Annotated in this window: 8 protein-coding genes and 1 pseudogene; all 9 read right to left on the bottom strand. The window is 74.2% G+C overall.

The genetic code is table 11. The features are described 5' to 3' along the window. Nucleotides 1-12: 12 nt before the first annotated feature. The 9 genes and pseudogenes from ACFVYA_RS01395 to ACFVYA_RS01355 all read right to left on the bottom strand — a co-directional run bounded on the left by ACFVYA_RS01395 (nucleotide 13) and on the right by ACFVYA_RS01355 (nucleotide 22,098). Entirely contained in the window at nucleotides 13-1,089 is a 1,077-nt protein-coding gene (locus ACFVYA_RS01395) for a Gfo/Idh/MocA family protein (protein WP_387041066.1), read from the bottom strand. Continuing rightward, on the bottom strand, nucleotides 1,086-2,252 hold the full coding sequence (gene rifK / locus ACFVYA_RS01390; RefSeq protein ID WP_387041063.1) for a 3-amino-5-hydroxybenzoate synthase: 1,167 nt from the start codon (nucleotides 2,250-2,252) through the stop codon (nucleotides 1,086-1,088). Before rifK ends, ACFVYA_RS01395 begins: the two co-directional genes overlap by 4 nt. Nucleotides 2,253-2,392: 140 nt before the next feature. After that, on the bottom strand, nucleotides 2,393-3,184 hold the full coding sequence (locus ACFVYA_RS01385) for a shikimate dehydrogenase family protein (protein ID WP_387041061.1): 792 nt from the start codon (nucleotides 3,182-3,184) through the stop codon (nucleotides 2,393-2,395). A 19-nt stretch (nucleotides 3,185-3,203) separates the two neighbouring features. Beyond that, nucleotides 3,204-4,538, bottom strand: coding sequence for a 3-deoxy-7-phosphoheptulonate synthase class II (locus ACFVYA_RS01380; RefSeq protein ID WP_387041059.1), 1,335 nt, complete (start codon nucleotides 4,536-4,538; stop codon nucleotides 3,204-3,206). After that, complete coding sequence (locus tag ACFVYA_RS01375) at nucleotides 4,535-5,590, bottom strand: 3-dehydroquinate synthase family protein (protein ID WP_387041056.1); 1,056 nt, start codon at nucleotides 5,588-5,590, stop codon at nucleotides 4,535-4,537. Before ACFVYA_RS01375 ends, ACFVYA_RS01380 begins: the two co-directional genes overlap by 4 nt. After that, entirely contained in the window at nucleotides 5,587-5,775 is a 189-nt protein-coding gene (locus ACFVYA_RS01370) for a hypothetical protein (RefSeq protein WP_285988059.1), read from the bottom strand. Before ACFVYA_RS01370 ends, ACFVYA_RS01375 begins: the two co-directional genes overlap by 4 nt. Nucleotides 5,776-5,794: 19 nt before the next feature. Continuing rightward, complete coding sequence (locus tag ACFVYA_RS01365) at nucleotides 5,795-6,580, bottom strand: arylamine N-acetyltransferase (RefSeq protein ID WP_387041053.1); 786 nt, start codon at nucleotides 6,578-6,580, stop codon at nucleotides 5,795-5,797. 9 nt (nucleotides 6,581-6,589) lie between these two features. Further along, nucleotides 6,590-16,921 (bottom strand): annotated as a pseudogene (locus ACFVYA_RS01360) (SDR family NAD(P)-dependent oxidoreductase); the annotation flags it as partial. After that, complete coding sequence (locus tag ACFVYA_RS01355; RefSeq protein WP_387041050.1) at nucleotides 16,918-22,098, bottom strand: acyltransferase domain-containing protein; 5,181 nt, start codon at nucleotides 22,096-22,098, stop codon at nucleotides 16,918-16,920. The gene ACFVYA_RS01355 and the pseudogene ACFVYA_RS01360, both read right to left, overlap by 4 nt. Nucleotides 22,099-22,121: the final 23 nt, after the last annotated feature.

The raw sequence follows: 22,121 nt of genomic DNA, 5'->3' as shown, positions 1-22,121 counted from the left end.
AGCGCTCCTTCATCACTGGTACGCCGGAACCGCACCCCGGCCGCGCGCCGAGCCCGCGGAGGCGTAGAAGTTCTCGATCATCGAGACGATCGGCCGCGCTTCGGCGACGGCCCGGCCGCGGTTGCCGGGATCGGCCAGCATCGCGGCGAGGTCGCTCACCTGGCGCGTGTATTCGACGCCGACGCGCTCGAGCGGCACGGGCAGCCGGGTGGTGGTGCCCTCGCGGGTCACCGACAGCACGGGTTCGGGCTCGCGGTTGGGGCTGAACCCGAAGGTGCACCGCAGGTCGGCGGTGCCGGCGCTGCCCTCGACGTGGATCAGCGAGACGTCCCGTGCCTGGTGCGAGGCCCAGCTCGCCCGCAGGGAGACCGAGACGCCGTCCTCGCGGACCAGGAAGCCGCGCGCGGTGTCCTCGACGTCGGCGGCGTCCGCGCCGAGCTGGTCCTGCCGCCACGCGGCGCGCCAGGCGCCGGCGTTGACGAAGTCGTCCGAGGTCACGCCGATGACCTGCGTGAAGGCGGCCGGGCCGAGCAGGAACGCGAGCGTGTCGAGCAGGTGCCAGCCGAGGTCGTACAGCGCTCCCCCGCCGGCCTTCTCACGCTGGGTGAACCAGCCGCCCGCGCGCGGCACGCCGCGCGCCCGGATCCAGCCCATCGCGATGTGCCGGATGTCGCCCAGCTCGGGCAGGACCTGCCGCAGCGCCCCGACGTCACCGCGGTAGCGGGCGGCGCTGCCGGCCAGCAGCATCCCGCCGCTGCGTTCGGCTGCCGCGAGGACGTCGATCTCGGCCGAGGTCAGGCACACCGGCTTCTCGAGGAACACGGAGATCCCGGTGGCGAGCAGCGCGCCCGCCACCTCGGTGTGCAGGTAGTTGGGCACCGCCACGACGGCGAGGTCGACCTCGCGCGCGGTCAGCGCGGACACCGCGGCGTGCGTGGGGATGCCGGTCGCCTTCGTGAACGCCTGGCGCGACGCCGGATCGGCGTCCACGGCGGCGACCACCTCGAAGTCCGCGTGCTCGCGCAGCAGGGGCAGCCACAGCTCCCGGCCCGCCCAGCCGAGCCCGACCACCGCGGCCCGGACACTCATGCCCGGGCCACGGCGTCGGCGATGATCTCGGCGGTCGCGTGCAGCTCCGGCTCGCCGGCCAGCAGGACCCGGTGGTGCAGCCAGACGCAGTCACTGCTGATCGCGTCGGTGTTCGGGCAGCGCTTCGCGATCGCGTCCACGCTTTCGTCCGGGGCGCCGAGCTCCCAGAAGGCGTCGGTGCGGTAGATCGCGCGGAACGCGGCGAAGGCGGGCAGGCCGGCCTCGACGAGCCGGTCGACCAGGGCGTTGCGCCGGTCCTCGGGGAGCCCGGGAACGCGGAACATGGCCATGTAGTGAGAGTTGCGGTCGGCACGCACGTCGCCGCCCTGCGGCACGACGCCGTCGATCTCGCCGAGCAGGCGGGACAGCAGCGTCCAGCGCTCGTCGCGCACGGCGATCTGCTCGTCGAGGCGGGCCAGCTGCGCGCGCAGCACGGACGCGGAGAACTCGTTGAGCCGCATGTTGGAGCCGGCGATCTTGTGGAAGTACCGGCGGTCGTCGCGGGGACGGCCGCAGCTGTGCCGGAGGAACGCGGTCTCGTACTTTTCGGTTTCGCCCTCGGGGAAGACGACCGCACCGCCCTCGCCCGCCGTCATCAGCTTGCCGTTCTGGAAGCTGAACGTGGCGATGCTGTCCAGCTCGCCGACGCGCTTGCCCTGCCAGCGTGCGCCGTGCGCGTGCGCGGCGTCCTGCAGCAGCGGGACACCCGTGTTGGCGGAGATCTTCGCCAGCGCGTCCATGTCGGCCATCAGCCCGGCCATGTGCACCGGCATGATCACCTTGGTGCGCGGGGTGACGGCCGCGGCGACCGCCTCCGGGTCGAGGTTGTAGGTGGCCGCGTCGACGTCGACCGGGACGGTGACCGCGCCGAGCCGCTGGGCCGCCTGGGACGAGGAGATGAAGGTGAAGGCCGGCACGATGACCTCGGTGCCCGGGCCGACGCCCATGACCTGCAGGGCCAGTTCCAGCGCGTGCGTCCCGTTCGTGACCGCCAGCGCGTGCGCGGCGCCGTGGTGGGCGGCGAACTCGCGCTCGAAGGAGTTCACCTCGTCCCCGCCCATGCGCCACCACTGACCCTGTTCGAGCGCGCGGACCAGTCCGTCCCGCTCGGCGTCGTCGTACTGCGGCCACGCGGGGAATTCCGGTGCCTTTCGCGCGTTCATGGTTCTCCGAATCTCCGCTGGGGTTCGAATTGCAGAAAAAGCCCGTGCCGTGTCCGGAATGCCTCGGAATCAGCGTCCCCACCAGGCTAGATCGGCCCCCGGGCGGCCTACATCCCTCGGCTTGGTAGTGGCCGGTTCGTTCAACCGAGGCCGAAGAAATCGCGGTAGGAGTCCAATTGCCCGGTGAGCATGTGGCTGCCGTAATGGACGTGGTGACCGAGGGCCGCCGCTTCGCGGAGAAGGCGGGTTTCGCGGGGTTTCATGACGATGTCGGCGACCACGCGGCCCGGGGCCAGCCGGTCCGGCCGGAACGGCAGCGGGTCGCCGGGTCGCAGCCCGAGCGGGGTCGCGTTCACGACGATGTCGGCGCCCGCGGTGTCCGGCTCGGCCGACACCGACGTCCGGCCCGGCCAGTGCGCGTCCAGGCGGCCCTTCAGGGCGGCCAGCTTCGCGGTGTCCGGATCGCACAGCGCCAGCCGGTCGGCACCGGCCGCCAGGAGGGCGGCCGCGATGGCGCTGCCCGCGCCCCCGGCACCGACGAGGGACACCCGGCGGGCCTTCGGGTCGTGCCCGGCGCCGACGAGCCCGGCCGTGAACCCGGTGCCGTCGAAGTTCTCGGCGTACCACCGGCCGTCGGCTTCGCGCCGCAGGGCGTTGGCGCTGCCGGTGATCTCCACCATCGGGCTGCGCCGGTCGGCGAGCCCGGCCACGGCCACCTTGTGCGGCACGGTGACGAAGATGCCGTCGAGGTTGGCGACGGCCCGCAGCCCGGCGACGATCCGCTCGAGGTCCGGCGCCGGCGCGTGCACCGGGACGAGCACCGCGTCGACGTCCAGCTCCGCGAAGAGCGGGTTCAGCAGCCCGGGCGACTGGACCTGGGCGACCGGATCGCCCAGCACGACGTACAGGCGGGTGCTGCCGCTGATGGTCATCTCGGTCTCCCCGCTGCGGCTAGCGCAGCATCTTCGCGATCGCGAACGCGAGTTCGACCGACTGGCCGGCGTTGAGCCGCGGATCGCAGGCGGTCAGGTAGCGGTCGGGCAGGTCGGCCTCCGCGATGCCCGCGGCCCCGCCGAGGCATTCCGTCACGTCCTCGCCGGTCACCTCGACGTGGATGCCGCCGGCGTGGGTGCCGAGCTGCCGGTGCACGGCGAAGAAGCCGGCCAGCTCGGCGACGACGTGACCGAAGTGCCGGGTCTTGTAGCCGTTGCCCGACGTCCGGGTGTTGCCGTGCATCGGGTCGCACTGCCAGATCACCTCGTGCCCGGAGGCGGCGACCTTCTCCACGATCGGCGGGAGCAGCTCCCGGACCCGGGCGTGCCCCATGCGGCTGACCAGCGTCAGCCGGCCCGGCGTGCGGTGCGGGTCGAGCCGCCGCACGTACTCGACGACCTCTTCCGGCGTGCAGCTCGGCCCCAGCTTCAGGCCGATCGGGTTGGACAGCAGTTCCGCGAAGGCGATGTGGGCGCCGTCGAGCTGGCGGGTGCGCTCGCCGATCCACAGGAAGTGCGCCAGCCCGCTGGACAGCCGCGGTTCCGGGCCACTCGAATCCGCCCACAGGATGGCCCGCTCGTAGTCGAGCAGGAGCATCTCGTGGCTGACGTAGATCTCGGCCGGGCGCGCCGGCCGCCCGAAGTCCGGGAACGGCCGGCCGCCGGCCGAGGACGCGCGGCGGGCGCCCGCGAGCACCACCTGCGCGGCCAGGGGTTCTTCGATGCCTTCGGCGCAGAGCTTGCGGACGAGGTCCATCGCGCCGGCGGCGTGGGCGTAGGCCAGCAGCATCCGGTGGGGGTCGGGGGTGCGGGCGGCGGCCGTGCACTCCGGGGAGTTCACGATGTCGCCCCGGTACACCGGCAGGCCCAGCGCGTCGACGGCCTGGGACCGCGGCTTGGCGAACTGCCCGGCCATCCGGGCGATCTTGACCACCGGCAGGCCGGCCGCATCGGCCAGCACCTCGCCCATCCGCTCCAGCACCCCGAGGTTGGCCCGCAGGTGCGGCTCGGTGTTGCCGGCGAACGTCTCCGCGCAGTCCCCGCCCTGCAGCAGGAACGCCTCACCGCGGGCGACCGACGCGAGCCGCGCGCTCAGCCGGGCCGTCTCCTCCGGCGCCACGATCGGCTCGGCGTCGTGCAGCAGCTCGAGCACCGTGCCCGCCCGCCCGGCGTCCGGCCAGCACGGCTGCTGCGCGGCCGGCCGGGCCAGCGCCGCGCTCAGCCGGCCGGCCAGCACCCGGTCGACCGCCCGGCCGTGGACCGCGAGGTCCGGCTCCGCCGGCAGCCGCTTCACGTCGCCGCCGCTTCCGTCGCCCCCACCAGGTTTTCCAGGCTGTCGCGGGGCATCCGGTCCAGGACGTCCGTGACGACCCGCGCCGGCACGTCGCTCACCAGCTCCGCGCCCCGCGGCCCGGCCAGGACGAAGGCGAGCCCGGTGATCGCCTTCTTGTCCCGGTACATCTGGCGGACGAGCACGGCCGGGTCGACGTCCGCGGGCAGCGCGGCGGGCAGGCCGTAGTGGCGGACGACGGCGAGGTGTTCGTCCACTCCGGACTGTTCGAGGCGGCCCAGCGCGCCCGCCAGCCGGCCCGCGAAGACCGTGCCGATCGCCACCGCCTCACCGTGGCGCAGGGCGAAGCCGGTGGCGATCTCCAGCGCGTGCCCCAGCGTGTGGCCGTAGTTGAGCAGGTGGCGCAGCCCGGTGTCCCGCTCGTCCTGCGCGACGATGCCCGCCTTGAGGGTCACGCTGGCGGCGATCTGCTCCGGCAGCGACCGCCCCCGCAGGTCCGGCGCGCCGATGAAGTGGCAGCGGGCGATCTCGCCGAGGCCGTTCAGCACCTCCCGCCGCGGCAGTGTCGTCAGGTAGTCCGTGTCGCACAGCACCGCGCTGGGCTGCCAGTACGCACCGACGAGGTTCTTGCCCGCCGGCAGGTTCACCGCGGTCTTCCCCCCGACGCTGGCGTCGACCTGGGCGAGCAGGGACGTGGGCAGGTGGACCACCGCGACACCCCGGTGGTACAGCGCGGCCGCGAGCCCGACGACGTCCGTGGTCGTGCCGCCGCCGCAGGAGACCACGACGTCGGACCGGGTGAGCCCGAACCGCGCGAACTCACCGCACAGTTCCTCCACTGTGGACAGGCGCTTGGCCGGCTCGCCGTCGCGCGCCGGGAGCAGCAGGGTCTCGACGCCGGTGCCGGGCACCCAGTCCGCCGGGCGGGCGGACACGACCACGGCCCGCCTCGCGCCGAGCCGCTGGACGACCTCGGGCAATGTCGTCCGCACCCCGGGGCCGACGAGCACGTCGTAGGAGCGGTCCGCCAGGCGGACCGGAATCGTCGTCCTCACGGCGTCTTCTTCCGCGGCTCCGGCACGGTCACGTACGGCAGGTCCGCGATCCGGGACACCGGCTCGCTGCCGTGGTGGAGGTATTCGCCGCCATAGAAGAAGTTCAGGTACGGGATGTAGTGGTGCTCGTACGCGGCTTTGCAGAAGCCGGCGAACTTCGCCAGCAGGCCCGCTTTTTCCGTCATCGTCGTGCCTTTCGCCAGTTCAGCCGAGGTCGCCGGACAGCACGCGGGACACCAGCGTCCGGAACTCGTCGTCGTCGGTGATCGTGCGCACCTGCTCGCGGCCGTTCTCGACCGTCAGGTAGCGGCGCTGCCGCAGGAACACCTGGCCGTTCGCGAACGCCCGGCCGCACAGGGTTTCCTGCGTGTCGGTGCGGGTGGTGTCCCCCACGAGGGCCCGGAAGTTGTCCTCCAGTTCCTTCCAGTCACTCCACTGACGCGGTTGCGTCGTGAACGTGTAGACGACGCTCCAGCGGGTGACCGCACCCCGGCGTTGCAGCGCGTACCCGGATTCCTGCTCCACCAGCCGGAACTGGCTCCCGCACCGGGTCTGCACCGCGGGCGAGACCTCCAGTGGCTCGACGTAGGTGGGGCCGGGGTAGCCGACGTCCACGAGCCAGTCGGCGCCGTCCAGGGTGACCAGGTTGAACATGTGCTCGACGTCGGTGCCGAAGGTCTCCCGGCCTTCGGCGGTGCTGCCGGCCAGCGGCGTGACGTCGTAACCGAGTTCGGTCAGGAGCCGGTGGAACAGCCGGTTCAGGTGGTAGCAGGCGCCCCCGTTCCCTTCGGCGATGCTGGTCACGAAGACGTCGTCCTCGTCGAGGTCGACGACGTTCACCGCGTCGCGGAGTTCGTAGGCGAGGCTGTTGTACGGGATCGCCATCAGGTGGCTCTTCTGCAGCTTCGCGAGCGTCTCGAGGTCCACGCCGGTTTCCCCGCCGCAGCCGATCCGCTGGAGGTAGGTCTCCAGGTCGAACACGTTCTCCACCTTCTTTCAGAGCAGCTCGTTCAGGTGCGCGGCGAGCAGGGCCGGCGTCGGATGGTCGAAGACGACACTGGGCCCGATCTTCCGTTCGGTGCGGGCGCGCAGCCGGTTGCGGAGTTCGATCGCGGTGAGCGAGTCGAACCCGATCTCGAACAGTCCCTGGTCCGGATCGACCTGGTGGGCGGCGCGGTAGCCCAGTACCCCGGCCACCTGGGCGCGCACCAGGTCCAGGAGGACCTCCGCCCGCTCGTCCGGCTCGAGCCCGGCCAGCCGGCCGGTCCAGTCTTCGTCCACAGTGGACGTCACACGGGCCTGACGGCGCCCGGCGCGGACCAGGCCGCGCAGCAGGTGCGGTACTTCGGTGCCGCCCGCCGCCTCGGCGCGCAGGCCCCGCAGGTCGAGCTGGGCGGGCACCAGCAGTGCCTCCCCCGACCCGATGGCGGCGTCGAAGAGGTCCATGCCCTCCGCGGGTTTCATGGCGACCAGCCCGCCGCGCCGGGTCATCCGGGCCCGGCCGGCCTCGTCGGTCCCGGCCGCCATGCCGCCGGTGGTCTGGTCCCACAGCCCCCACGCCAGCGACTGGCCCGGCAGGCCGGCCGCGCGCCGGTGGGCCATCAGCCCGTCCAGGTACGCGTTCGCCGCGGCGTAGCTGCCGCTGCCCGCGCCCATGAACACCGCGGAAACCGAGGAGTAGACGACGAAGGCGTCGAGGTCCAGGTCGCGGGTCAGCTCGTCGAGGTGGCGGACCGCGTCGACCTTGGGCGCGAACACCTCGGCCAGCCGGTCCGGCGTCACCGTCCCGATCACCCCGGCGTCCGAAACGCCCGCCGTGTGCACCACGGCGGTCGGCCGGTGCTCCTCGAGCAGGGCCGCCACCTGGTCCCGGTCGGCGACGTCGCAGGCCGCGACCGATACGTCGGCGCCCAGGCCGGTGAGGTCGGCGACCAGGTCCTTCGCGCCCTCGGCGTCGAGGCCCCGGCGACTGGCCAGCACCAGCTGCCGGACGCCGTGCCGCTCGACGAGGTGCCGGGCGACCAGGCCGCCGAGCGAGCCGGTCCCGCCGGTGACCAGCACCGGCCCCCGGGTCTTGAAGCCGGCGGCCGGGTCCGGCCGGGCGGCGCGGGCGAGGCGGGGGATGGACAGGGTGGTGCCGCGCACCGCGACCTGCGGCTCGCCGTCGGCGAGCACCGACGCCAGCAGCGGCGGCACGTCGGCTTCGGGCTCGACGTCGAGCAGGACGATCCGGTCCGGGTTCTCCGCCTGCGCGGCCCGGACCAGTCCCCACACCGCGGCCGCGGCCGGGTCGTGCACCACACCGTCGCCGGCGGGCACCGCGCCGCGGGTCACGATCGCCAGCTTCGTCCCCTCCAGCCCGCCGCCGGCCAGCCAGCACTGGACCACGTCCAGCACCCGGACGGTGAGCGCCAGCACCGGGTCCTCGCCGGCGACGGCTTCCATGACGGCGACCGCCGGCGCCTCCGCCGCGCCGGTGAGCACGTCGTCGGCGAGCGTCGCCACCTCTTCCGCGGAGGCGACCGGAACCCACGACGGCACCGGCCCCGAAGTATCCACAGAGGACAGTGGCGTCCAGTCCACGCGGTACAGCGAGCCGGCGCCCGCCGAACCCGCCGCCGTCGTCAGCTGTTCGTTCGACACCGGGCGACCGACCAGGGAATCCAGCGTCACGACCAGGCCGCCGGTCTCGTCCACGGCCTCCAGCGACAGGCTGTCCCGCTCGGGCTTGGCGACGCGGACCCGCAGCACCGAGGCGCCGGCGGCGTGCAGCCGCAGCCCGTTCCACGCGAACGGCAGCCGCACCTCGTCGCCGTAGGACTCGGTGTCCGCCGCGGCGCTGACCATCGTCGAATGCAGGGCCGCGTCCAGCAGCGCGGGGTGGATGCCGAACCGGCCGGCTTCCGCGCGAGCGTCTTCGGGCAGCGCTATTTCGGCGAAGGTTTCGGTGTTGTCCCCACTGCCGCGCCGCCACACCGCCCGCACGGCCCGGAACGTGGGCCCGTAGCCGTAACCGACGTCCGCGAGCACGTCGTAGGCACCGGTGACGTCCACGGGTTCCGCCTCCGGTGGCGGCCACGCGGCGAAGTCGAACGCGGCGGTTCCCCGCGGCCGGTTCTCCGGGACCAGCACGCCCGTGGCGTGCCGGATCCAGCCGTCCGCGTCCTCGCGCAGGGAGTGGACGTCCACGGTGCGTGAGCCGTCGTCGCCGGGGCCGCCGAGGGCGACCTGCACGCGGACCCCGCCGCGGCGGGGCACCACGAGCGGCGCCTCGATCACCAGCTCGTCGAGCACCGGGCAGCCGGCTTCGTCACCGGCCCGCACGGCCAGCTCGACCAGCCCGGTGCCGGGGACGATCACGACGTCCCGGACCGCGTGGTCGGCCAGCCAGGGGTGCGAGCGCAGCGACAGCCGGGAAGTGAAGACCAGGCCGTCGGACTGCGGCAGCTCGACGACCGCGCCGAGCAGCGGGTGGTCCGCCCCGGCCAGCCCCAGCGAGACGGCGTCCGAGGCGGTGTCCGCGGCGCGGAGCCAGTAGTGCTCGTGGTCGAAGGCGTACGTCGGGAGGTCGGCCCGGGCGGGCGGCACGAGCGACGTCCAGTCCACCTCGACGCCACGAACGAACAGCTCGGCCATCGACGTCAGCAGGCGCCGCAGGCCGCCGTCGTCCCGGCGCAGCGAACCGGTGACGACGGCGTCGGTTTCGTCGGTGAGCTCGGTGATCGGCTGGACCAGCACCGGGTGGGCGCTGATCTCGACGAACACGCCGTGCCCCTGCTCGAGCAAGGCCGTCACGGCCGGGCCGAACCGCACCTGGCCGCGCAGGTTCCGGTACCAGTAACCGCCGTCCACGACTCCCGCGTCCCGGATCCACGCACCGGTCAGGGTGGAGAGGAACGGCACCAGCGGTGCCCGGGCGCCGATCCCGGCCAGCGCTTCGGCCAGGGTCTCCTCGATGTCTTCGACGTGCCGGGTGTGCGAGGCGTAGTCCACGGCCACCCGCCGGACGCGGACGCCCTGGCCGGACAGCGCTTCGAGGGCTTCGGCGAGGGCCTCGGCGTCCCCGGCGATCACCACCGACGACGGGCTGTTGACCGCGGCCACCTCGACCCGGCCGGCCCACGGCGCCAAGCGCGTGACGGCGTCTTCTTCGCTCAGGGCGACCGAGGCCATGCCGCCGCGGCCGGAGAGCTTCGCGGCGATGGCCTGGCTGCGCAGCGCGACCACCTTCGCCGCGTCTTCGAGCGACAACGCCCCCGACACGCACGCCGCGGCGATCTCGCCCTGGGAGTGGCCGAGCACCGCGTCGGGCACCACCCCGGCCGAGGACCACACCGCGGCCAGGCCGACCATCATCGCGAAGCTCGCGGGCTGCAGGACATCCACCCGGTCCGCCAGGCCGGGGTCATCGCCGCGCAGCACGTCGACCAGCGACCAGTCGATCCACGGCGCCAGCGCGGCCGCACACTCGGCGATCCGCTCGGCGAACACGGGGGACGTCTCCAGGAGTTCCCGGCCCATGCCCGCCCACTGCGTTCCCTGGCCCGGGAACACCCAGACGAGCTTGCCCGGCAGGCCGGACGCGGGCGCCCGGCCGGTGACCAGGCCCGGTTCGTCCTCGCCGCGGGCCAGCGCAGAGAGACCACTGCGGGCTTCCTCGGCGGAATCCGCCACGACGACCGCGCGCTCGCCGAACAGCGCGCGGCCGGGCAGCGCACCGGCGACGCCGGGAAGAGGCTCGTCCTCGAGGAGCGAGGCCAGGCGGCGGGCCTGGCCGGCCAGGGATCCGGCGGTGCGGGCCGAAACGACCAGCGGCACCACGCCGCCGTCGTGCGGTCCGGCGACCGGCTCCGCCTCGGCCGGCGCTTCTTCGATGATCAGGTGGGCGTTGGTGCCGCTGATCCCGAACGAGGACACCCCGGCCCGGCGCGGACGGCCGGTGCGCGGCCACTCCCGCGCCTCGGTCAGCACTTCGACCGCCCCGGCGGACCAGTCGACCTGGCTGGTGGGCCGGTCCACATGCAGGGTGGGTGGCATGACGCCGTGCCGCAGCGCCTGCACCATCTTGATCACCCCGGCGACCCCGGCGGCCGACTGCGTGTGCCCGAAGTTCGACTTCACCGACCCCAGCCACAGCGGCTTCTCCGGGTTCCGGTCCTTGCCGTAGGTGGCCAGCAGGGCCTGCGCCTCGATCGGGTCACCCAGCGCCGTCCCGGTGCCGTGCCCCTCCACCATGTCCACATCGGACGGCTGGAGGCCGGCGCCGGCGAGGGCCCGGCGGATCACCCGCTGCTGCGACGGCCCGTTGGGGGCGGTCAGGCCGTTGGAGGCGCCGTCGGAGTTCACCGCGCTGCCGCGCAGCACGGCCAGCACCCGGTGGCCGCGCTCGCGCGCCACCGAAAGCCGCTCCAGCACGACGATCCCGGCACCCTCGGCCCAGCCGGTGCCGTCCGCGCCGTCCGCGTAGGCCTTGCACCGGCCGTCGCCGGCCAGGCCACGCTGCTTCGCGAACTCCACGAAGGTGCCCGGCGTCCCCATCACCGTGACGCCGCCGGCCAGGGCCATCGAGCACTCGCCCTGCCGCAGTGCCTGTCCGGCCAGGTGCATCGCGACCAGCGACGACGAGCACGCCGTGTCGATCGTGACGGCCGGCCCTTCGAACCCGAAGACGTAGGAGACCCGGCCCGACACGACGCTCGAAGCGCCCGCCGTGCTCGCGTACCCCTCCAGTTCGGCCGGATCCGCGCCCATCCCGTAGCCCTGGTTGGACACCCCGGCGAACACCCCGACGTCGGCGCCCTTCAACGAACCCGGGTCGACACCGAGGCCTTCGAGGGCTTCCCAGGACGTCTCCAGCAGCAGCCGCTGCTGCGGGTCCATGGCCAGGGCCTCCCGCGGCGAAATCCCGAAGAACCCCGCGTCGAAGAGGCCGGCGCCGTCGAGGAAACCCCCCTGGCTGGTGTACGTCGTGCCGGAGCTGTCGGGGTCGTCGTCGAACAGGTTCTCCAGGTCCCAGCCCCGGTCCTCGGGGAAGGGGGACAGCCCTTCGAGGCCTTCGCGCACCAGGCGCCACAGGCCTTCGGGATCGGTGACCCCGCCCGGCAGCCGGCACGCCATGCCGACGATCGCGATCGGCTCGCCGGGATCCGCGGCGGCCGCGGCGGCCACCGGAACGCTCGCCGCCGGGTCGCCGAGTTCGGCACGCAGGTAGCGGGCCAGCGCGACCGGCGTCGGGTAGTCGAAGACGAGCGTCGCGGGCAGCTTCAGCCCGCTCGCCTCGCGCAGGCGGTTCCGCAGTTCCACCGACGTCAGCGAGTCGAAGCCGGTGTCCTTGAACGCCGTGTCCGCGCGGACGGCTTCCGGGCCGGCGTGCCCGAGGACCAGCGCGACCTGCGTGCGGACGACGTCGAGCAACAGCGCCTCCTGCTCCGCCGGGGCGAGCCCGGCGAGCCGCCCGGTCAGTCCACGGTTCACTGTGGACGCCGGACGCGCCTGCTGCCTGCCGGGGCGGACCAGGCCGCGCAGCAGGTGCGGCACCGTCCCGCCGGCGCGGGTCTTGCGCAGGTCGAGCTTGACCGGGACGACGAGCGCGTCCGGCGCGCCGACCGCGGCGTCGAACAGCTCCATGCCCTCGGCGGGCGAGATGGCCAGGACGCCACCGCGGCTGGCGCGTGCCTGGTCGGCACCGCCGAGGTGGGCGGTCATGCCGTCGGTCTGCTCCCACAGGCCCCAGGCCAGCGAGGTGCCCGGCAGGCCCGCGGCCCGGCGGTTCGCCACCACGGCGTCGAGGTAGGCGTTGGCGGCGGCGTAGTTGCCCTGCCCGGCGGAGCCGAAGACCCCGGAGGCGGACGAGAACACGACGAAGGCGCCGAGGTCCCGCTCGCGGGTGAGCTCGTCGAGGTGGCGGACCGCGGTGACCTTCGGCGCGAACACGCCGGCCAGCCGCTCCCGCGTCAACGACTCGAAGACGCCGTCGTCCAGCACGCCCGCCGTGTGCACGACGGCGGCCGGGCGGTGTTCGGCCAGCAACGCGGCCACCTGGTCCCGGTCGGCCAGGTCGCACGCGACCACGGAGACCTCGGCGCCCTGGGCGGTGAGCTCGGCGGTCAGCTCGGCCATGCCGACGGCGTCCGGGCCTCGCCGGCTGGCGAGCACCAGCCGCCGGACCCCGTGCCGGGCCACCAGGTGCCGGGCGGTGAGCACGCCCAGCGAGCCGGCCCCCGAGATCAGGACCGTCCCGTCCGGACCGGACACGACCGGTTCCGCGACGGCTTCGGCACGCGCCAGCCGCGGGGCCGTCAGCGTGGTGCCCCGGACGGCGACCTGGGGCTCCCCCGAGGCCAGCACCGGACCCAGCGGGACGTCGCCGTCGGTGTCCAGCAGGACGATCCGGCCGGGGTTCTCCGCCTGCGCGGCCCGGACCAGCCCCCACACCGCGGCACCCGCGGGGTCGCGCACCACACCGTCGCCGGCGGGCACCGCGCCCCGGGTCACCACGACCAGCCGGGCTTCGTCGGCCGCGTCGGCGAGCCAGGTCTGCACGGCCTCCAGGACCCGGCCGGTCAGGTCCAAGGGCTCTTCGCCGACGGCTTCGAGCACCTCGATGTGATCCGCCGGGGCTTCTCCGGCCGGGGTCACCTCGGCCCACTCCAGGCGGAACAACGCGTCATGATGAGCCGCCGCGCCCAGCTGTTCGGCCGACACCGGCCGGGAGACCAGCGAATCCGCCGTCACGACGAGACCACCGGCCTCGTCCGCGGCCTCGACCGACAAGGCGTCCGGACCGCTCGGGGCGAGCCGGACCCGCAGCGCCGACGCCCCGGCCGCGTGCAGGACCAAGCCGTTCCAGGCGAACGGCAGCACCGGCCGGCCCGGCTCTTCCGTCGTGGTGGCACCGAGCATGCCCGCGTGCAGGGCGGCGTCCAGCAGGCCGGGGTGGATGCCGAACCGGGCGGCGTCCGCGCGGTCGTCCTCGGGGAGGGCGACCTCGGCGAACACCTCGTTGTTCTGCCCGCTGCCGCGCCGCCACACCGCCCGCAGGCCGCGGAAGGACGGCCCGTAGGCGTACCCGCGCTCGACGAGGCCGTCGTAGAAGTCCTCGACCTCGACGCGCTCGGCGCCGGGCGGCGGCCAAGCGGTGAAGTCGAACGGCTTCGGCCGCGACGGCGTCGCGGCCAGGAATCCGGTCGCGTGCCGGGTCCAGACCTCCGCACCGGCGTCCTCGCGCAGGGAGTACACCTCGACCGCGCGCGAACCGGTCTCCCCCGGCGCGCCCACGACGACCTGGATCCGGACCCCGCCGTGGCCGGGGACGACCAGCGGGGCCTCGATGACGAGTTCCTCGAGGACCGGGCAGCCGGCCTCGTCCCCGGCCCGGACCGCCAGCTCGACGAGCCCGGTGCCCGCGACGAGCACCACCCCGCCGATGACGTGGTCGGCCAGCCAGGGGTGCGACTTCAGCGACAGCCGGGAGGTGAAGACCAGGCCGTCCGACTGCGGCAGCCGGACCACCGCGCCCAGCAGCGGGTGGTCGGCCGCGACCTGCCCGAGCGAGGCCGCGTCCGTGGCCGCCGCGGCGGGCTGCAGCCAGTAGTGCTGCTGGTCGAAGGCGTACTTCGGCAGGTCGACGAACCCGGTCACCGGCGGCAGCAGCGCGGACCAGTCGACCGCCACCCCGCGGACGAACAGCTCGGCGACCGCGGCGATCAGCGCGGTGTCCTCCGGCCGGTCGTCCCGCAGGGCCGCGACGCACGCGACGTCGGCCGATTCCTCGACGAGGGCGGTCAGCGCCGCGCCCGGCCCGAGCTCCACGAACAGCGAGCCACCGGCCTCCGCCGCGGCCGCGACGCCCTCGGCGAACCGCACCGGCCGCCGCACGTGCTCGGCCCAGTAGCCCGGCCCGGTCAGTTCGCCGGGCCCGGCGAGCCGGCCGGTCACGTTGGAGACCACCGGGATCTCCGGCTCGCGCCACGTCACGCCGGCCAGCTCGGCGGCGAACTCGGCCAGCATCGGTTCCATCCGGGCGGAGTGGAAGGCGTGCGAGACCTTGAGCTGCTTGGTCTTGTGCCCGCGCTCGCGCATGCGGGCGGCGGCCGCGACGACCGCGTCTTCGTCCCCGGAGAGGACGACCGCCGAAGGGCCGTTGACGGCCGCGAGTTCCACGCCCTCGCCGAGCAGTCCGGCGACCTCGTCTTCGGAGGCGGCCACGGCGACCATCGCCCCACCCGGCGCCAGCGCCTGCATCAGCCGGCCCCGCGCCGCGACGATCCGCGCGGCGTCCGGCAGCGAGAAGACGCCCGCGGCATACGCGGCGGTGATCTCCCCGATCGAGTGGCCGAGCACCACGTCCGGCCGGACCCCCCAGGACTCGGCGAGCCGGAACAGCGCGCTCTCCACCGCGAACAGCCCGGCCTGCGTGAAGACCGTCTGGTTCAGCAGCCCGATTTCGGCCGGCACTTCGCCGAGCACGACGTCCCGCACGCTGTGCCCGGCCCGTCCGGCCAGGCAGGCGTCCAGCTGCGCGCAGGCCTCGTCGAACGCCGTCGCGAACACCGGGTACCGGTCGTGCAGTTCGCGGCCCATCCCGAGCCGCTGCGACCCCTGGCCGGGGAAGACGTAGACGACCTTGCCGGGCTTGGCCGAACCGGTCACCACGCCGGGCGCGCGTTCCCCGCGGGCCACCGCACGCAGCCCCGCCACCGCTTCCTCGTCCGTTCCCGCGACCACGACCGCGCGGTCCCCGAGCAGTGCCCGGCCCGACCGCAGCGCGCTCGCCAGCCGGGCCCGTGACACGCCGCCGGACTCCAGGACGCCGGCGAGGCGGCCGGCCTGGGCCGCCAAGGACGCGGGGCTGCCCGCCGAAACGACCAGCGGCACCGGCCCCTCGGCCTCCGGTTCTTCCGTGACGGCTTCCGCCGGGGGTGCCTCCTCGAGGATCAGGTGCGCGTTCGTCCCGCTGATCCCGAACGCGGACACCCCGGCCCGGCGCGGCCGGTCGCCGCCGGGCCACTCGCGCGGCTCGGTCAGCAGTTCCACCGCACCGGCCGACCAGTCGACCTCGGGTGTCGGCTCGGCCACGTGCAGGGTCGGCGGCAGGGCGCCGTGCCGCAGCGCCTGCACCATCTTGATCACGCCCGCGACCCCGGCGGCCGCCTGCGTGTGCCCGAAGTTCGACTTGATCGAGCCCAGCCACAAGGGCCGCTCGCGGCCCTGGCCGTAGGTCGCCAGCAGCGCCTGCGCTTCGATGGGGTCGCCCAGCGCGGTGCCCGTCCCGTGCGCCTCCACGACGTCCACATCGGACGCGACCAGCCCGGCCCCGGCCAGCGCCTTGCGGATCACGCGTTGCTGCGAAGGCCCGTTCGGCGCGGTCAGGCCGTTCGACGCGCCGTCCTGGTTCACCGCGCTGCCGCGGATCACCGCCAGGATCCGGTGCCCGCGTTCCTGCGCCACCGAAAGCCGTTCGAGGACGAGCACCCCGGCGCCCTCGGCCCAGCCGGTGCCGTCCGCGGTCGAGGAGAAGGCCTTGGACCGGCCGTCGGCGGCCAGCACCCGCTGGCGGGAGAACGCGACGAAGGTGCCGGGCGTCGGCATCACGGTCGCCCCGCCGGCGAGCGCCATCGAGCACTCGCCCGCGCGCAGTGCCTGGGCGGCGAGGTGGATGGCCACCAGCGACGACGAGCACGCCGTGTCGACGGTGACCGCCGGGCCTTCGAGCCCGAAGACGTAGGACACCCGGCCCGAGGCCACGCTCGACGCCGCCCCGATGCCCGCGAACGCCTCCAGGTCCGGCGTGATCGCCCCGGCGCCGTAGCCCTGGGTGAAGACCCCGGAGAACACGCCGACGTCGCTGCCCTTCAGCGAAAGCGGGTCGATGGCGGCATCTTCGATGGCCTCCCACGACGTCTCCAGCAGCACCCGCTGCTGCGGGTCCATGACGAGGGCCTCGCGCGGCGAGACGCCGAACAGGCCCGCGTCGAACTGCCCGGCGCCGTGCAGGAAGCCGCCCTGGCTGGTGTACGACGTCCCGGGGTGGTCGGGGTCCGGGTCGAACAGGCCGTCGGTGTCCCAGCCCCGGTCGTCAGGGAAGTCCGAGAGGGCGTCGACGCCGTCGGCCACGAGCTGCCACAGGTCTTCGGGCGACGACACCCCACCCGGGAACCGGCAGGCCATCCCGACGACGGCGAGCGGTTCGTCGGCGTGCCGGGCCCCCTGCTTGCGCAGGCTGTGCAGCTCCGCCGTGACGCGCTTGAGGTACTTGAGGAGTTTCTCGTCCGTGGCCATTCCTGTGTCCTCACAAAGGTTGCTGGAGCGTCGGTCTCGAACCGGGGTCAGGTGAGACCCAGCTCCTCGTCGATGAAGTCGAGGACTTCGTCGGCGGACGCGGACTCGAGCCGGTCCGCCAGCGTTTCGCCGCCGGTCTGGTCGGTCACCCCGTTGCAGCGGGCCACCAGGCCCTGCAGCCGGAGGGTGAGACCGGTCTTCGTGGATTCGTCGAGCCGCAGCCCGCCGAGCAGCGCCTCGACGTCTTCGAGCCGGGCGTGCACCACCGAAAGCGCGTCGTCGCCGGCCCCGAGCTCGTCGCGCAGGTGCCGGGCGAGGACCAGCGGGGTCGGGTAGTCGAAGGCGAGTGTCGCGGGCAGCTTCAGCCCGGTGCTCTCCCGCAGCCGGTTGCGCAGGTCGACCGAGGTGAGCGAGTCGAACCCGGCGTCCTTGAACGCGGTGTCGGCGCGGACCGCGTCCGCCCCGCTGTGCCCGAGCACCGCCGCGACCTGACCGCGCACGAGGTCGACGAGCAGCGCCTCCTGCTCGGGCGCCGCCAGCCCGGCCAGCCGGCCCGGCAGCTGGTTGTCCACTGTGGACGCGGCCTGGGCCTGCCGCCGCCCGGTGCGGACCAGGCCGCGCAGCAGGTGCGGCACGGCACCGCCGGCCCGCACCTCCCGCAGGTCGAGCTTGACCGGCACGAGCAGCGCCGGCGGTGCGCCCGGTGCCGTACTGGAAAGTGCCGTGTCGAACAGGGCCATGCCCTCCTCGGCCGTGATCGGCCGCACCCCGCCCCGGCTCATTCGCGCCTGGTCGGTGCCGCCGAGGTGCGCGGTCATGCCGGTGGCCTGCTCCCACAGGCCCCAGGCCAGCGAGAGGCCGGGCAGCCCGGCCGCCCGGCGGCTCGCCATCGCCGCGTCCAGGAACGCGTTCGCCGCCGCGTAGTTGCCCTGCCCGGGCGAGCCGAACACGCCCGAGCCGGAGGAGAAGACGACGAACGCGCCGAGGTCCCGGTCGCGGGTGAGCTCGTCGAGGTGACGGACCGCGTCGACCTTGGGCGCGAACACCTTGGCCAGCCGCTCCGGGGTCAGCGTCCCGATGACGCCGTCGTCCAGAACCCCCGCCGTGTGGATGACGCTCGCCGGGCGGTGGGCGGCCAGGAGGGCGGCCACCTGGTCCCGGTCGGCGAGGTCGCAGGCGACGACGGACACGTCCGCGCCCTCGCCGATGAGGTCGGTGACGAGGTCCTTCGCGCCGTCGGCGTCCAGGCCGCGGCGGCTGGCGAGCACCAGCTTCCGCACGCCGTGGTGGGTGACCAGGTGCCGCGCCACGATCTCGCCGAGCACACCCGCACCGGAGACCAGCACGGTCCCTTGTGGACTGAACACCGGGGCCGCCGCGGCCCCGTCGGCGCGGGCCAGGCGCGGGACGTACAGCGCTGTGCCGCGCACCGCGACCTGCGGCTCACCGGTGGCCAGCACCGCACCCAGCGGAACTTCGCCGTCGGTGTCCAGCAGGACGATCCGCTCCGGGTTTTCCGCCTGCGCGGACCGGACCAGGCCCCACACCGCCGCCGCGGCCGGGTCGGTCACCGGGGCGTCCCCGGCGGGCACCGCGCCGCGCGTCACCACGACCAGGCGTTCCGCCTCGGGCTCGGTCAGCCAGGCCTGGAGCTTCTCCAGCACCCGGGACGTCGCCGTCAGCGGGGAGTCGCCCCCGGGCACCTCCAGCACGTCGGCGTCGCCGTCGGCCTGGTGACCCGAGGGGAGTTCGATCCAGTTCACCTGGAACAGCGAGTCTTGGGTGGTGGTGCGCGGCTGCCCGATCGACATCGGGCGCAGGGCAACCTCCTTCGCCGTGATGACCAGGTTGCCGGCGCCATCGGCCGCTTCCAGGAACCCGCCGGGCACCAACCGGACCCGCAGCGTCGACGCCCCCGCGGCGTGCAGTGTCAGGCCTCGCCATTCCATGGGCTGCGTCAGACCGTCGTCGCCGGGCAGGGCGGGGTGCAGGGCCGCGTCCAGGAGCGCGGGGTGGATGCCGAACGCGCCGGGGTCCGCATCGTCCGGCAAGGAGACTTCGGCGAAGATCTCGTCGCCGGCCTGCCGCGCACGCGGAGGCGGCCAAGCCGTGAAGTCGAACCCGCTGCCGGCGGACGGCGTCGCCGACAGTGTTCCGGTGGCGTGCCGGGTCCACTCGTCGGTGGCGGCTTCGGGCTGGGAGTGCACTTCCAGGGTCCGGACGCCGCTCTCGGCCGGTCCGCTCACCGTGACCTGCACCCGGATCGCGCCGCGTTCCGGCACGACCAGGGGCGTCTCGATGAGGAGTTCGTCCAGCACCGGGGTGCCGGCCTCGTCACCGGCCCGGACCGCCAGCTCGACGAGCGCGCTGCCGGGCACGACAACGACGTCGTCCAGGGTGTGTTCGGCCAGCCACGGCTGCGCCTTCAGCGACCACGCCGAGGTGAAGACCAGGCCGCCGGTCTGCGGCAGCCGGACCACCGGACCGGCCGCGTCGGTCGCGGTCTCGACGTACCGCAGCCAGTAGTGCTGGTGGTCGAAGGCGTACGTCGGCAAGTCGACGCGCGCGGGCGGCACCATCGTGGCCCAGTCCACGTCGACGCCGCGGACGAACAGCTCGGCCATCGACGTGAGCAGCCGGTGGAGGCCACCCTCCTCGCGCCGCAGCGAACCGGTGACGACCGAGTCGTCGGCTATCTCGCTGATCGCCTGGACGAGCACGGGGTGCGCGCTGACCTCGACGAACACCCGGTGCCCCAGGCCGATCAGCTCGGCCACCGCCGGGCCGAAGCCGACCTGGTTGCGCAGGTTCCGGTACCAGTAATCGCCGTCGAAAACTCCGGCGTCGCCGATCCAGTCGCCGGTGAGGGTGGAGAAGAACGGCAGCGACGGCGCCTGTGCCTCGATCCCGGCGAGTGCCTCGGCGAGGGGCTCCTGGATGTCTTCGACGTGCCGGGTGTGCGAGGCGTAGTCCACCGCGACCCGCCGCACCCGGATGTCCTGCCCCGCCAGCGCTTCGAGGACCTGGTCGAGGGCCTCGGCGTCGCCGGCGACGACCACCGACGACGGGCTGTTGACCGCGGCCACCTCGACCCGGTCGGCCCACGGCGCCAAGCGCGTGACGGCGTCTTCCTCGCTCAACGCGACCGAGGCCATCCCCCCGCGACCGGCCAGTTTCGCCGCGATGGCCTGGCTGCGCAGGGCAACCACCTTCGCCGCGTCCTGCAGCGACAACGCCCCCGCCACACACGCGGCCGCGATCTCACCCTGGGAGTGCCCCACCACGGCATCGGGCCGGACGCCCACGGACTGCCACACCGCGGCCAGGCCGACCATCACGGCGAAACAGGCGGGCTGCAGCACGTCGACCCGGTCCAGGTCACCCTCGCCACGGAGGACGTCGAGCAGGGACCAGTCGATCCACGGTTCGAGGGCGGCCGCGCACTCGCCGATCCGCTCGGCGAACACCGGCGACGCGTCGAGGAGCTCCCGGCCCATGCCCACCCACTGCGAACCCTGGCCCGGGAACACCCACACGACCTTGCCCGGCACGCCCGAGGCGGCCACCGTGCCGGTCACCACGCCGGGCGTGCTTTCGCCGCGGGCCACTGCCGCCAGCCCGGCCGTCGCCTCCTCGCGCGTGCCCGCCACCACGACGGCCCGGTCCGCGAACAGGGAGCGGCCGGACACCAGCGCCCCCGCGATGTCGGAGAGGGGCTCGCCGGACGTCTCGAGGAACGCCGCCAGCCGCCCGGCCTGACCGGCCAGGGCTCCGGCGCCGCGGGCGGACACCACGACCGGCACCACCCCGGCGGAGGGCGCTTCCGCGACCGGCGTCTCCTCCTCGGGCGCTTCCTCCAGGATGAGGTGGGCGTTGGTCCCGCTGATCCCGAACGAGGACACCCCGGCCCGGCGCGGCCGGCCTTCGCGCGGCCACTCCCGCGCCTCGGTCAGCAGCGAGACCGCGCCGGCCGACCAGTCGACCTCGGTGGACGGCTGGTCGACGTGCAGCGTCGGGGGCAGCACGCCGTGGCGCAGCGCCTGCACCATCTTGATCACGCTGGCCACGCCCGCGGCCGCCTGCGTGTGCCCGAGGTTCGACTTGATCGAACCGAGCCACAGCGGCTTCTCCGGGTCCCGGCCCTTCCCGTAGGTGGCCAGCAGCGCCTGCGCTTCGATCGGGTCGCCCAGCGTCGTGCCCGTACCGTGCCCCTCGACGGCGTCCACATCGGACGGTGCCAGCCCGGCTTCGGCGAGCGCGGCGCGGATCACCCGCTGCTGCGACGGCCCGTTGGGCGCGGTCAAGCCGTTCGAAGCGCCGTCCTGGTTCACCGCGATGCCCCGCAGCACCGCCAGCACCCGGTGCCCGCGCTCACGGGCGACCGACAGCCGTTCCAGCGCGACGACGCCGACGCCCTCGGCCAGCCCCATGCCGTCGGCGCTGTCGGCGAACGCCTTGCAGCGCCCGTCCGTGGCGAGCCCGCGCTGCCGGGAAAACGAAACGAAGGAACCGGGCTGCGCCATCACCATCGCGCCGCCGGCCAGCGCCATCGAGCACTCGCCGCGCCGCAGCGCCTGCGCGGCGAGGTGCATCGCCACCAGCGACGACGAACACCCGGTGTCGACGGTGACCGCCGGCCCCTCGAAGCCGAGGACGTACGACACCCGGCCGGACGCGATGCACGGCGCCGCACCGGTGCCGACGAAGCCCTCCAGTTCCGGCGCGACCACGCCGCCACCGGCGCCGTAGCCCATGCTCGCGACGCCGGTGAAGACGCCGATGTCGCTGCCCTTCAGGGAAAGCGGGTCGGTGCCGGTGCGCTCGATGGCCTCCCAGGACGTCTCCAGCAGGAGCCGCTGCTGCGGGTCCATCGCGACGGCCTCGCGCGGCGAGATCCCGAAGAACCCCGCGTCGAAGAGGCCGGCCTCGTGGAGGAAGCCACCCTGGTCCGTGTACGTCGTGCCTGGGCGGTCGGGGTCCGGGTCGACGAGCCCGTCGACGTCCCAGCCGCGGTCACCGGGGAACGCGGAGACGGCGTCGGTCCCCTCGGCCACCAGCCGCCACAGGTCCTCGGGCGAGGACACCCCGCCCGGGTACCGGCACGCCATGGCGACGATGGCGATCGGCTCCCGCGCCTGGTCCTCGACCTCGCGCAACCGCGTGCGGGCGTCGCGGGCGTCGGCGATGGCCCGCTTGAGGTAGTCGCGGAGTTGTCCCTCGTCAGCCACTGAACTCAACTCCCAGAAGTCTC

It is taken from the genome of Amycolatopsis sp. NPDC058278 (assembly GCF_042881395.1).
Classification (GTDB): domain Bacteria; phylum Actinomycetota; class Actinomycetes; order Mycobacteriales; family Pseudonocardiaceae; genus Amycolatopsis.
This window is presented reverse-complemented; position numbering and strand designations above follow the sequence as displayed.